Annotated in this window: 12 protein-coding genes; 5 read left to right on the top strand and 7 right to left on the bottom strand. The window is 60.0% G+C overall.

The genetic code is table 11. The features are described from left to right. Positions 1 to 53: 53 nt before the first annotated feature. The 3 genes from BK665_RS24275 to gcl all read right to left on the bottom strand — a co-directional run bounded on the left by BK665_RS24275 (position 54) and on the right by gcl (position 3,757). Positions 54 to 947 (bottom strand): 2-hydroxy-3-oxopropionate reductase, encoded by an 894-nt coding sequence (locus BK665_RS24275; RefSeq protein ID WP_123409115.1) that lies wholly within the window; start codon positions 945 to 947, stop codon positions 54 to 56. 125 nt (positions 948 to 1,072) lie between these two features. Then, positions 1,073 to 1,855 (bottom strand): hydroxypyruvate isomerase, encoded by a 783-nt coding sequence (hyi, locus tag BK665_RS24265; RefSeq protein WP_123409114.1) that lies wholly within the window; start codon positions 1,853 to 1,855, stop codon positions 1,073 to 1,075. Between the two features lie 126 nt (positions 1,856 to 1,981). Next, on the bottom strand, positions 1,982 to 3,757 hold the full coding sequence (gene gcl / locus BK665_RS24255) for a glyoxylate carboligase (RefSeq protein WP_123409113.1): 1,776 nt from the start codon (positions 3,755 to 3,757) through the stop codon (positions 1,982 to 1,984). Between the two features lie 267 nt (positions 3,758 to 4,024). On the opposite strand from gcl, the gene BK665_RS24250 reads away from it, so the two are divergent. Then, a complete protein-coding gene (locus BK665_RS24250) occupies positions 4,025 to 4,465 on the top strand; it encodes a GlcG/HbpS family heme-binding protein (protein WP_123409112.1) in 441 nt (146 codons plus the stop codon). 216 nt (positions 4,466 to 4,681) lie between these two features. Further along, positions 4,682 to 5,140 (top strand): REP-associated tyrosine transposase, encoded by a 459-nt coding sequence (locus BK665_RS24245; protein WP_123409111.1) that lies wholly within the window; start codon positions 4,682 to 4,684, stop codon positions 5,138 to 5,140. Positions 5,141 to 5,254: 114 nt separating this feature from the next. Here the strand turns inward: BK665_RS24245 and BK665_RS24240 are convergent, their stop codons facing one another. Next, on the bottom strand, positions 5,255 to 5,860 hold the full coding sequence (locus BK665_RS24240) for a TetR/AcrR family transcriptional regulator (RefSeq protein ID WP_123409110.1): 606 nt from the start codon (positions 5,858 to 5,860) through the stop codon (positions 5,255 to 5,257). Positions 5,861 to 5,995: 135 nt separating this feature from the next. Between BK665_RS24240 and BK665_RS24235 the strand changes: the two genes are divergently transcribed. Continuing rightward, entirely contained in the window at positions 5,996 to 6,910 is a 915-nt protein-coding gene (locus BK665_RS24235) for a DUF808 domain-containing protein (protein WP_123409109.1), read from the top strand. A 208-nt stretch (positions 6,911 to 7,118) separates the two neighbouring features. Here BK665_RS24235 and BK665_RS24230 read toward each other — a convergent pair whose 3' ends face one another. Together BK665_RS24230 and mlaY are read right to left on the bottom strand one after the other, a co-directional pair. Beyond that, a complete protein-coding gene (locus tag BK665_RS24230) occupies positions 7,119 to 7,907 on the bottom strand; it encodes an MlaA family lipoprotein (RefSeq protein WP_123409108.1) in 789 nt (262 codons plus the stop codon). Continuing rightward, positions 7,900 to 9,198 carry a lipid asymmetry maintenance lipase MlaY gene (mlaY, locus tag BK665_RS24225; RefSeq protein ID WP_054049439.1) on the bottom strand — a complete coding sequence of 433 codons (1,299 nt, stop codon included), beginning with the start codon at positions 9,196 to 9,198 and terminating at the stop codon, positions 7,900 to 7,902. Before mlaY ends, BK665_RS24230 begins: the two co-directional genes overlap by 8 nt. A 225-nt stretch (positions 9,199 to 9,423) precedes the next feature. Here mlaY and BK665_RS24220 point away from each other — a divergent pair, with 225 nt between their 5' ends. Next, positions 9,424 to 9,792, top strand: coding sequence for a hypothetical protein (locus BK665_RS24220; protein WP_123409107.1), 369 nt, complete (start codon positions 9,424 to 9,426; stop codon positions 9,790 to 9,792). 121 nt (positions 9,793 to 9,913) lie between these two features. Here BK665_RS24220 and BK665_RS24215 read toward each other — a convergent pair whose 3' ends face one another. Beyond that, positions 9,914 to 11,509, bottom strand: a complete 1,596-nt coding sequence (locus BK665_RS24215; RefSeq protein ID WP_123409106.1) for a glycoside hydrolase family 17 protein — start codon at positions 11,507 to 11,509, stop codon at positions 9,914 to 9,916. A gap of 287 nt (positions 11,510 to 11,796) precedes the next feature. Here BK665_RS24215 and BK665_RS24205 point away from each other — a divergent pair, with 287 nt between their 5' ends. Further along, the gene (locus BK665_RS24205) at positions 11,797 to 12,648 is read left to right on the top strand and encodes a glycine betaine ABC transporter substrate-binding protein (RefSeq protein WP_123409105.1); all 852 of its coding nucleotides are present in this window, start codon (positions 11,797 to 11,799) and stop codon (positions 12,646 to 12,648) included. The last annotated feature ends 244 nt before the right edge of the window (positions 12,649 to 12,892 follow it).

The following is a 12,892-nucleotide window of genomic DNA, read 5'->3' as shown; positions in this document are numbered from 1 at the left end:
TTGATACACCGTCTTCGCGAGCAAGCCCGCTCCCACAGGTTTTTGCGGCGGGCTTATTTTTTGTCGCGAATCGAGAAATTCGCCATGTGTTCCAGGCCCTTGATCAGCGCCGAGTGGTCCCAGTTGCTGCCGCCGATGGCCGCGCAGGTGCTGAACACTTGCTGGGCGTTGGCGGTGTTCGGCAGGTTGATGTTCAACTCCTTGGCGCCTTGCAAGGCCAGGTTCAGGTCCTTCTGGTGCAGGCTGATGCGGAAGCCTGGGTCGAAAGTGCCTTTGATCATGCGCTCGCCGTGCACTTCAAGAATCTTGGACGAAGCGAAACCGCCCATCAGCGCTTCACGGACCTTGGCTGGGTCAGCACCGTTTTTCGAGGCGAACAACAGCGCTTCAGCCACGGCCTGGATGTTCAGCGCAACGATGATCTGGTTCGCCACTTTCGCGGTTTGACCGTCGCCGTTGCCGCCCACCAGAGTGATGTTCTTGCCCATGGCCTGGAACAGCGGCAAGGCGCGTTCGAAGGCGTCGGCATCACCACCGATCATGATGCTCAGGCTCGCGGCTTTGGCGCCGACTTCACCGCCGGACACCGGCGCGTCGAGGTATTGCGCACCTTTCTCGTTGATCTTGGCGGCGAACGTTTTGGTGACGGTCGGCGAGATCGAACTCATGTCGATCACCACTTTGCCTTTGCCGACACCGGCGGCAATGCCGTCGGCGCGGAACAGCACGTCGTCGACCTGTGGGGTGTCCGGCACCATGATGATGATGAATTCAGCTTCTTGCGCGACTTCTTTCGGGTTGGCCAGGGCGATGGCGCCACCGGCAACCAGATCAGCCGGGGCAGCGTCGTGGTGCGCCGACAGGAACAGGCTGTGACCGGCTTTCTGCAGGTTCAACGCCATTGGGTGGCCCATGATGCCGGTGCCGATAAATCCGATTTTAGCCATGAGAAAATCCTCTTGTTTTTATAAACAGCCGTAGGAGCTGCCGAAGGCTGCGATCTTTTGATTTTGCTTTTGAAGGTCAAGATCAAAAGATCGCAGCCTTCGGCAGCTCCTACAGGGGTATGCGTTTAGATCGCGTTATGGGTTTTCAGCCAGCCGAGGCCCGCTTCGGTGGTGGTCAGCGGCTTGTATTCACAACCGACCCAACCCTGATAACCAATGCGATCCAGGTGTTCGAACAGGAAGCGGTAGTTGATCTCACCGGTGCCCGGTTCGTTGCGCCCTGGGTTGTCCGCCAGTTGCACGTGGTTGATTTCGCCCAGGTGCGATTGCAGGGTGCGAGCCAGGTCGCCTTCCATGATTTGCATGTGATAGATGTCGTATTGCAGGAACAGATTGGCGCTGCCGACCTGTTCGCGAATCGACAGGGCTTGCGCCGTGTTGTTCAGGTAGAAACCCGGGATGTCGCGGGTGTTGATCGCTTCCATCACCAGTTTGATGCCCACCGCTTGCAGCTTGTCGGCGGCGTACTTGAGGTTGCTGACGAAGGTTTTTTCCACGGTGGCGTCGTCGATGCCTTGCGGACGAATACCGGCCAGGCAGTTGATCTGGGTGTTGCCCAGCACTTGCGCGTAGGCAATCGCCAGATCGACCCCGGCGCGGAACTCTTCGACCCGATCCGGCAGGCACGCGATACCGCGCTCGCCCTTGGCCCAGTCACCGGCCGGCAGGTTGAACAGCACCTGGGTCAGACCGTTGGCATCGAGCTTGGCCTTGATCTCGGCGGAGCTGAAGTCGTAGGGGAACAGGTACTCGACACCACTGAAGCCGGCCTTGGCGGCCGCTTCAAAACGGGCAAGAAAATCCTGTTCGGTGAACAGCATGGACAGGTTGGCTGCGAAACGCGGCATGGTGGTCTCCCGTAAATGTGTGGTCCCTTGTGGGAGCGGGCTTGCTCGCGAAAGCGGTGTGTCAGGCGACATCAATGTTGATTGTGCCGCCGCCTTCGCGAGCAAGCCCGCTCCCACAGGGGATGATCAATCGAGCAACGAAATCGCGGTTGGCGCATCGTTGCCGACCAACGCCAGGTCTTCGAATTCGTTGACGGCGTTGATCTCGGTGCCCATGGAAATGTTGGTCACGCGCTCCAGGATAATCTCGACGATCACCGGCACCTTGAACTCTTCGATCAGTTCCTGGGCCTTGCGCAGGGCAGGCTGGATCTGACCCGGTTCGAATACGCGCAGCGCCTTGCAGCCGAGGCCTTCGGCGACTGCCACGTGATCGACACCGTAACCGTTGAGTTCCGGCGCGTTCAGGTTATCGAAGGACAGCTGCACGCAGTAGTCCATGTCGAAACCGCGCTGGGCCTGGCGGATCAACCCAAGGTACGAGTTGTTCACCACGACGTGGATGTACGGCAGCTTGAACTGCGCGCCCACCGCCAATTCCTCGATCATGAACTGGAAATCATAGTCGCCCGACAGTGCCACGACTTTGCGAGTCGGATCAGCCTTGACCACGCCCAGCGCCGCCGGAATGGTCCAGCCCAACGGGCCAGCCTGGCCGCAGTTGATCCAGTGACGCGGCTTGTAGACGTGCAGGAATTGCGCGCCGGCAATCTGCGACAGACCAATGGTGCTGACGTAGCAGGTGTCTTTGCCGAATACTTGGTTCATCTCTTCATACAAGCGCTGCGGCTTGACCGGCACGTTGTCGAAGTGGGTCTTGCGTTGCAGGCTGGATTTGCGCTGCTGGCAATCTTGCAGCCAGGCGCTGCGGTTTTTCAGCTTGCCGGCGGCTTGCCATTCGCGAGCGACTTCGATGAACACGGTCAGCGCGGCGGCGGCGTCGGAGACGATGCCCAGGTCTGGCGTGAACACGCGGCCGATCTGGGTCGGTTCGATGTCGACGTGAATGAACTTGCGGCCTTCGGTGTAGACGTCGATCGAGCCGGTGTGGCGGTTGGCCCAGCGGTTACCGACGCCCAGCACCAGGTCGGACTTGAGCATCGTCGCGTTGCCGTAGCGGTGCGAGGTTTGCAGGCCGACCATGCCGACCATCAACGGGTGATCGTCGGGGATGGTGCCCCAGCCCATCAGGGTCGGGATCACTGGAATGCCGGTCAGCTCGGCGAACTCCACCAGCAATTCGCTGGCGTCGGCGTTGATGATGCCGCCGCCGGCCACCAGCAATGGACGCTCAGCCTGATCGAGCATGGCCAGGGCCTTCTCGATTTGCACGCGGTTGGCGGTGGGCTTGGCCAGTGGCAGCGGTTCGTAGGCGTCGATGTCGAATTCGATTTCGGCCATCTGCACGTCGAACGGAAGGTCGATCAGCACCGGGCCTGGACGGCCGGAACGCATTTCGTAGAAGGCTTTCTGGAACGCATACGGCACTTGGCCCGGTTCCATGACGGTGGTGGCCCACTTGGTCACTGGCTTGACGATGGCGGTGATGTCGACCGCCTGGAAGTCTTCCTTATGCATGCGCGCCCGGGGTGCCTGGCCGGTGATGCACAGGATCGGGATCGAGTCGGCCGAGGCGCTGTAAAGGCCGGTGACCATGTCAGTGCCCGCCGGGCCGGAGGTGCCGATGCACACGCCGATATTGCCGGCCTTGGTGCGGGTGTAACCCTCGGCCATGTGCGAAGCGCCTTCCACGTGGCGAGCGAGGACGTGATCGATGCCACCGACCTTCTGCAGGGCGGAGTACAGCGGGTTGATCGCGGCGCCCGGGATGCCAAAAGCGGTATCAACCCCTTCGCGGCGCATCACCAGAACGGCGGCTTCGATTGCTCTCATTTTGCTCATGGTTTTGGTGCCTCTTACGTTTTGTAATTGTATACAAGTGGCTTTGCGCAGAGTGTATTCACGGCGGACGGCGCAGGTCAATCCATTTTCTCAAGCGTCTGTTTCATTCGTCGGAAGCCCATCCTGCTGTGGCTTTTCGTCGCATGTGGCGCTTTTCGAGAATTATTGTATACAAATAAATAATCTATTGTGTTCTATTTGTTGCATCGGACTGCGGCACAAAACCGCAGCCCAACCGCTTTCCAAAAACAAAATGAGGACGGCACCATGAGCGCTTTAACCTTGAACGTCGCAAACAACCTGATCGCCCAGGCCATCGCCGCAGGGCGTGCAATCTCCGCAGCCCCCCTGACCATCGCCGTGCTGGACGCCGGCGGCCACCTGATCTCCTTGCAGCGCGAAGACGGCGCCAGCCTGCTGCGCCCGCAAATCGCCATCGGCAAAGCCTGGGGCGCGATTGCCCTGGGCAAAGGCTCACGCCTGCTGGCGCTGGACGCGCAACAACGACCCGCGTTTATCGCCGCGCTCAACAGCCTGGGGCAGGGCAGCGTCGTGCCGGCACCGGGCGGCGTGCTAATTCGCGATCAGGACGGGAACGTGCTGGGCGCGGTGGGGATCAGCGGGGATATTTCCGATGTGGATGAACAGTGTGCAATTCAGGCGATTGAAGCGCTGGGGTTGCGGGGGGATGCGGGGGTTAGTGCTTAAGATTTTTGTTGATTGAACTGGCGCTTTCGCGAGCAAGCCCGCTCCCACAGGTGGTCTTGTAGTGTTCACACAATTTGTGTCCACCCCAAACCCCTTGTGGGAGCGGGCTTGCTCGCGAAGGCGATCCTCCAGACACATCCAGCTAAAAGTCTGAACTACGAGCTTCCGTTCCCAGGTCTAGCCTTTTCATGAATCAATCATGAAAGGGGCAAAGGAATGCCTGAGCTGTCCGCTTCACATCGCTTGCGCATCGGCCGCTATGCCGAGCAAAACCGCATCTACCTTCTGACAGCCAATACCCTCAAACGGGAGCCTGTTTTCAGGGATTACACCTTGGGCAGGATGGTGGTGCATCAATTCAAACAAGCACAGGAGCAAGGGTTTGTTGACTCCTTGGCCTTTGTTGTCATGCCAGACCATTTTCATTGGTTGATCCAGTTGCAAAAAGGATCACTGGGGCAATTGATGTGTCAGACCAAATCCCTGAGTGCACGAGCAATCAATGAGGCCGCCGGCAGAACGGGCAGTCTCTGGCAGCAGGGTTTTCACGACCGAGCTTTGCGGCGGGAGGAGTGTTTGGTGAAGGTTGCGCGGTATGTGGTGACCAACCCATTGCGGGCGGGGTTGGTAGAAAGGTATGGCGACTATCCGTTGTGGGATGCCGTTTGGCTTTAGGCTTGGGACCGAGTTGCCCCATTCGCGAGCAAGCCCGCTCCCACACTCGATCTCCATAACACTGAAGATCCCCTGTGGGAGCGGGCTTGCTCGCGAAGGCCGCGCCGCGGTGTATCAGTCCGGCTCACACCCCTTCAACACCAACCGAATAATGGTCTGCGCCGCCGCTTCATAATCCGCTTCATCCAGCTTGGCTTTACCCGTCACCGCCGAGATTTGCCAGTCGAAGTCGGCATAGGTCTGGGTGGCGGCCCAGATGCTGAACATCAGGTGGTTGGGGTCGATGGGGGCGATTTGGTTGCGGTCGATCCAGGTCTGGATGCAGTCGATGTTGTGCTTGGCCTGGCCGTTGAGGCGTTCCACCAGGTCGGCGCTCAGGTGCGGGGCGCCGTGCATGATTTCGCTGGCGAACACCTTGGAGGCGAAAGGCAGGTCGCGGGAGATGCGGATCTTGGAGCGGATGTAGCCGCTCAGCACTTCGCTGGGTACGCCGTCGGCGTTGAACGGCGTCGAGGCCTGCAGGATCGGCTCGATGATGCTTTCCAGGACCTCGCGGTAGAGGTTTTCCTTGGATTTGAAATAGTAGTAGACGTTGGGCTTGGGCAATCCCGCCTTGGCCGCGATATCACTGGTTTTGGTCGCAGCGAAGCCCTTGTCGGCAAATTCTTCACTGGCGGCACGCAGGATCAGTTCTTTGTTGCGCTCGCGGATAGTGCTCATAAACCAGGGGGTTCCTTGCCTGTTCTGGCGGTTGCGCATGGTAGCACCGGCCTCCCGCGGCGCTCAAGAATGCGCCGTGCGGCGCTCGGCCGCGGTATGCTGCGCGGCATTCATTATTCGAAGGAAACCTGATTCATGGCAGGAAGCAGTTTGCTGGTGCTGATCGACGATATCGCCGCCGTGCTCGACGACGTGGCGTTGATGACCAAAATGGCCGCGAAGAAAACCGCCGGTGTGCTCGGCGACGACCTGGCGCTCAACGCCCAGCAAGTCAGCGGTGTGCGTGCCGAGCGGGAAATCCCTGTGGTCTGGGCCGTGGCCAAGGGCTCGTTCCGCAACAAGCTGATCCTGGTGCCGTCGGCGTTGGCCATCAGCGCATTTATCCCGTGGCTGGTTACGCCGCTGCTGATGGTGGGCGGTGCTTACCTGTGCTTCGAGGGTTTCGAGAAACTGGCCCACAAGTTCCTGCACAGCAAGGCTGAAGACGATGCCGGGCATGCACAACTGGTGGAAGCCTTGGCCGATCCGGCGACCGACCTTGTGGCGTTCGAACAGGACAAGATCAAAGGCGCGATCCGTACCGACTTCATCCTCTCGGCAGAAATCATCGCCATCACCCTCGGCACCGTGGCCGACGCCTCGCTGACCCAGCAAGTGATCGTGCTCTCGGGCATCGCCATCGTCATGACCATCGGCGTCTATGGCCTGGTGGCGGGTATCGTCAAACTTGATGACCTGGGCCTGTGGCTCACGCAAAAGCCTGGGCAAATGGCCAAAAGCATCGGCGGGGCGATCCTGCGTGCGGCGCCGTACATGATGAAAAGCCTGTCGGTGATCGGCACGGCGGCGATGTTTCTGGTCGGCGGCGGGATTCTGACCCATGGCGTGCCGGTGGTGCATCACTGGATTGAAAGCGTCAGCGCCGGGGCGGGTGGTGCCGGGTTTATCGTGCCGACGCTGTTGAATGCGGTGGCGGGGATTGTGGCGGGGGCGGTGGTGTTGGCTGGCGTTATGATCGTGAGCAAGATCTGGAAATCAGTGAAAGGCTGACCCCTGTAGGAACGGCGGTGTTGATCGTTCCCACGCTCCGCGTGGGAATGCAGCCCGGGACGCTCCGCGTCCCATTCAAAGCCGAACGCGGAGCGTCCGTTGAGGCATTCCCACGCAGAGCGTGGGAACGATCTTCAGAAAGCAGAAAGGCCATTCGACTCGCATCGAATGGCCTTTTTTATTGCCGCCAGATGTTGTACCGCCAGAGTTACTCGGCGATTTGCAACTTGCGGGACTCGGTGTACACGTAACGCACCTTTTCATACTCGAACGGCGAGTTCAGCTGGCCGTAGCGGAAGCTGGTCTGGTAGCGCTTGTCGACGCCGCGCAGGACCCAGATTTCCGGATGGTTGGAGCTGACTTCTGAGACGTTCAGGAAGTTGACCGCTGCTTCGCCGGTGTAGTCGACCACCAGGCCGGCGGTGTCGCGCAGGTTGGACGGGCCGAGGATTGGCAGGACGAAGTAGGCACCGCCCGGTACGCCGTAGAAGCCGAGCGTCTGGCCGAAGTCTTCGCTCTGGCGCGGCAGGCCCATGGCGGTGGCCGGGTCCCACAGGCCGGCGACGCCGATGGTGGTGTTGAGCAACAGGCGCGCGGTGGTTTCCAGGGAGCGATGGCCCTTGAGCTGGAGCATGCTGTTCAACAGGTTCGGCACGTCACCGAGGTTGTTGAAGAAGTTACTCACGCCCGTACGCAAAAAGCTTGGGGTGATGTAGCGATAGCCGTCCACTACAGGCAGGAACACCCATTGGTCGAAGCGGTAGTTGAAGTGGTAGACCCGGCGGTTCCACTCTTCCAGCGGGTCGTAGACGTTCAACGCGTTGAGCGTCGAGCGCTCGAACTCGCGCTGGTCCAGGCCTGGGTTGAACTTGAGTTTGCTCAGCGGTTCCTTGAAGCCATCGTTGTCGATCACAACCGGCGCGTTGGCTTTGCTGTTGTCGGCATTGGCGACGCCTGCACAGAGTAACGCTGCGATAAGCAGGAGATATTTAGCCACGGAAGAACTCCAGCATGGCGTCGCTGTTGACGCGATAGTTAAGGTTGCCGCAATGGCCGCCCAATGGATAAACGGTCAAACGATCGCCGAAGGTCCGGCGCAGGAAGCCCAGGTCACCAGGGCCGAGGATCACGTCATCGGCGTTGTGCATGACGGAGATTTTCGGGCTGTCGTGCAGGTAATCCTTCAGCGCATACAAACTCACCTGATCGATCAGTTGCAGCAGGCTGCCGCCGTCGGTGCGGGCGCGCCACATCGGGATCACTTGCTCGGTGATGTAGCAATCGAAATCGCACTGCAACGCACGCTTGAGGAACGGCGTGAGGCTGGTGCCTTCGGTGATCGGGTACTTCGGCGGGGTGATCAGGCCGCGACGGTTGATCAGGTCCGAAGTGAAGGCAATGTCGGCCGCCGAGAAACGGAACGAGGTGCCGATCAGCATCGCCATTTGTTCGTTGGTCAGGTGCTGCTTGGACTGCTGGAAGTCGTAGAGCAGGGCATCGTTGAGGTCGATGTAGCCTTTTTGCTGGAAGTAGCGGGTCAGTTTGTTCAACACCAATTCATAGAAAGTGGTGCTGTTGTTGATGCCCTTGACCTCGGTCTGTACCAGCTTGTCGAGGTTGGTGATCGAGGTGTAGAGGTTGACCGGCGGGTTGAGCAGCAAGACTTTCTTGAAGTTGAAGCTGCGCCGGGTTTCGTCCAGGTGCGCGACGAAGGCTGCGTCCAGTGCGCCGAGGCTGTAACCGGTCAGGTAGTACTCGGTGACGGGCGTCTTCGGGTTTTGCGCCCGCACGGCCTGCATCACCCGGTACATGTCTTCGGCGTCTTCCTTGGTGATACCGGGCGTGGCGAAGCGTGACGCGGCGCTCATGAAGTCGAAGCTGGTCGGCGACGACAGCTGCACCACGTGGTAGCCGGCCTTGTAGTAGAGCTTTTTCAGGTATTCGTTGAGGCTGCTGTCATAACGCGCACCGGTGCCGGCGATCAAAAAGATCAGTGGCGCGGCGTGGTCCTGGGTGGCGATGCGATAGGTGAGTTTCTTCACCGGCCAGAAGTTGTCCGGCAGGCTGAATTCACGCTCCGGGCGCAAACGGACGCTACGGTCCTGCTGATTGATGTCTTCGTTGGCCGGCAACTCCGGGCGCAACTCCGGTGGAGTCGTGGCGATGGTCGCCTCGAACGGGTTCGTCAAGGGGTAGCCATAGCTGGCGGCGTCGATGTCGACCGCCAGTGCGGACGCACTCAAAATAAGGCCGCCAAACAGGGCGGCGAAGCGCAAGGAACGGAGCATGACTAAATCCCTTAGAGGAAAGGTGCCGAATGAGGTTCGCAGGCTATGACCACGGGGTTTGCGCCAAAGTGCCATGGATCGGCACCAATCAGGGCGAATTTCGGAGTAATAGTAGCTGGACGATACACTTTGCAGTGATTGCCTGCCCAGTTAACTGTTGTTAACGCTTGCACAAGGCTGTCGGGGGATTAAGCTGGCCGCCGTTTTCGTCTATTGGAGTGCTTCATGTCCCGCCGTCTGCCCGTGGTTCTGCTGCTTGTTTTGCTGCCGTTATGGCTGGCCGCCAGTTATGGCGCCCGTTATGGCTTTATGGAAGATGCGCAATGGGTTGGCCTGTGCGTGGACGAGGCGAGCCGCTGGGAGTGCCAGGTCCGGTCGAACCTTGGGTTGATGATTCACTTCAAGGTCTTGGGCTGGGGCGCATTGGCCGCGGCGGTCATCGGTTTTGTCTTGCCGGGCCGGGCAGGGTGGTGGCTGGCGGTATTGGCGCTGGTGCTGGGGTTCCCGGCATTGGCGTTGTACAACACGACGTTGGCGGTGTTTGCGGTGGTGATTGCGGCTCTGCGGTTGGTCCGGGCTTCTCGTAGCGCCTGATAGATTGCCTTCGCGGGCAAGCCTCGCTCCTACGGGTTTGTGTCGTTCACTTCATTTTTGTACGACGTAACCCTGTAGGAGCGAGGCTTGCTCGCGAAGAGGCCGGCAGCCGCGCTAAAGATCAGCCCTTACGAACCCGCAAACAACGCCACAACGCCGCCACCATCAACACACTCACCAGCGCCCAACCCCAGGCCTGCTGGTTCTGCAGCCCTTCACGGAACAGTTGCGGCGCAATGCCGGCACCGATGATGAAGGTCAGCACGGCAATCTCCCGACGCGGCACACTCACCGGACGGCACAGGTACACCAGCGCCGGCAGGATGAAGGCGACACTCGGGAAGCTGCGATAGCGCGGGTCGAACACCAGTTCCAGCATCATCACCGCCGCCGCAAAGCCTGCCGCTGCCACCAGCCAGCCTGCCCGACGTTCCAGCACATTGAAGGCCCGTCCACGCCAACCGCTGCGAGCGCTCAACGTCAATGCGGCATGGGCCAGCACCAGCAGGTTCAACGCCGTCAGCAGGCCGACCCACAGCCATTCACTGGCGAACCGCGTGGTGACCCGCGCCAGATCGCCCCAGGCGCCAATCGAGCAGGCCGCCAATGCACCGAGCAATGGCAACACCAGCGCCGCCCGGGTGCTGCGAACCCGACCGCCCAGCAGCAACGTACCGAGGAAGATCAAACCGCCCACCGCCAGCCATTGCGACCAGTACGGCACGTTCGACACCGGACCGGCCAGCACGCCCTTGTCCTGGCGATCGGCATCGAACAAGCCCCAGTAACCGCCGACCGCGCCTTCGCTGGCACGTTTCCACGGCTGGTCAAAGGCTTCGATCAGGTTGTAATGCCAGCCTTGCTGCTCAGCCATCGCGACAAAACCCCGAATGAACTTGGCCTCGTTGACCCGGCTCGGCAGCGCGGTTTCGCGCTGGCGGCCTTCGCTCGGCCAACCGGTTTCGCCAATCAGCACATCCTTGGGCGCGAATTTGTTGCCGAACACCTGGCGTACTTCGGCCACATGTTGCAGGGCGGCGTCGATGTTTGACGGGTCATCTTCCCAGTACGGCAGCAAGTGAATGGTCAGGAAATCCACCGCCGGGGCGACTTCCGGGTGCTTGAGCCAGAATTCCCAGACGTCGGCATAGGTGACGGGCTGCTTGATCTGGCTTTTAACCTGATTAATCAGTTTGGCCAGTTGTGCGCCGGTGACTTCCTTGCGCAGCAGCGCTTCGTTGCCGACGATCACCGAGGTCACCACGTCCGGGTTGGCGTTGGCCGAGGCGATCAGCAGATCGACTTCCTTGGCCGTGTCTACCGGGTTGCTGTTGACCCAGGCGCCGATCATCAGCTTCAGCCCGTGCTTGCGCGCCAGGTCGGGCAGGGCTTCGAGGCCGGTCATGGAATAGGTGCGAATGCATTCGAAGCTTTTGGCCAGCAGCGCGAGGTCGGCGTCCATGCGCTCCGGGCGCAGCTTGAACGGCTGGTCGAACGGCGATTGGTCTTTGTCGAACGGGGTGTAGGAGGCGCATTGCAACTTGTGCGAGGCGCTGGCCACGTCCGGCAGGATCACCGGTTTACCGAGGCCGTACCAGAAGCCGCCGAGGGCAAACAACCCGAGCAGGCAGGCGAAAAGATAAGCAAAAAAAGGAAAGCGTGATGTCGCGGGCATGATCAGGCCGTCTGGGAGCAAAGCCGCGCATGTTACCTGCATTTGCCCCGGGCTTGGTGGCCTGCATGATTTTGACATGCAAAGTTCGGGCGGATCGGGCAGGGTGTTTAGGGCGCTCACGATTAATGGCGTTCTGATGTCGTTTCTCGATGCCTTGAGGTCGCTGGCAGAGCAGGTCGCTGTTGGCGTGAGGTTGATTATCGAAGCGTCAGTACTCCGCTGACGTTCTAACGATTTTGCGGTGAGGCGTGATGGGGGCGCTGTGCACCATAACAATACGTTGACGCCGCTCGGCATCCGTCGGGCGCAGCACTTTCGGGGAAGTAACGATGAAGATGCGACGACTTTTAGGCGCGAGTGCCGCTCTGGTGCTTGCGATTGGCTCCACATTCGCCAATGCCGAGAGCAAAACCCTGAGCATCGGTTACGTTGACGGCTGGTCCGACAGCGTGGCGACCACCCACGTGGCCGCTGAAGTGATCAAGCAGAAGCTGGGTTATGACGTGAAGCTGCAAGCCGTCGCGACCGGGATCATGTGGCAAGGCGTGGCCACCGGCAAACTCGACGCCATGCTCTCCGCCTGGCTGCCCGTGACCCATGGTGACTACTGGGCCAAGAACAAGGATCAGGTCGTCGATTACGGCCCGAACTTCAAGGATGCGAAAATCGGCCTGATCGTGCCGGAGTACGTGAAAGCCAAGACCATCGACGATCTGAAAACCGATGACAGCTTCAAGGGCCGTATCGTCGGCATCGACGCCGGTTCGGGCGTGATGCTCAAGACCGACCAGGCAATCAAGGACTACGGCCTGACCAACTACACCCTCAAGGCCAGTTCCGGCGCCGGCATGATCGCCGAGCTGACCCGTGCCGAGAAGAAAGAAGAATCCATCGCCGTCACCGGTTGGGTGCCGCACTGGATGTTCGCCAAGTGGAAACTGCGCTTCCTCGACGACCCGAAAGGCGTTTACGGCGCGGCTGAAACCGTCAACAGCATCGGCAGCAAGGAATTGGCAACCAAAGCACCGGAAGTGGCCAAGTTCCTGAAGAACTTCCAGTGGGCGTCGAAAGACGAAATCGGCGAAGTCATGTTGGCGATTCAGGATGGTGCCAAACCTGAAGCCGCGGCCAAAGATTGGGTGGCCAAACACCCGGACCGCGTTGCCGAATGGACCAAGTGATTTGAGCGTAGGCGTCTAGTCAGTACCTTCCAGAGCCCCTTGGCAGCGATGCCAAGGGGTTTTTGTTTTTCCCTGTGGGAGCGGGCTTGCTTGCGAAGGCGGTGGGTCAGTCAGCGATGATGTTGATTGGCCCACCGCCTTCGCGAGCAAGCCCGCTCCCACATTTATTTACCGTGTGCTGAAAAATGGCGATTCTGTCATGTCGTTCTAATACTAAGGTCGTCTGGAACCCGTCCCGCAGCCG

Source organism: Pseudomonas frederiksbergensis (assembly GCF_003732665.1).
Lineage (GTDB): Bacteria > Pseudomonadota > Gammaproteobacteria > Pseudomonadales > Pseudomonadaceae > Aquipseudomonas > Aquipseudomonas frederiksbergensis_G.
This window is presented reverse-complemented; position numbering and strand designations above follow the sequence as displayed.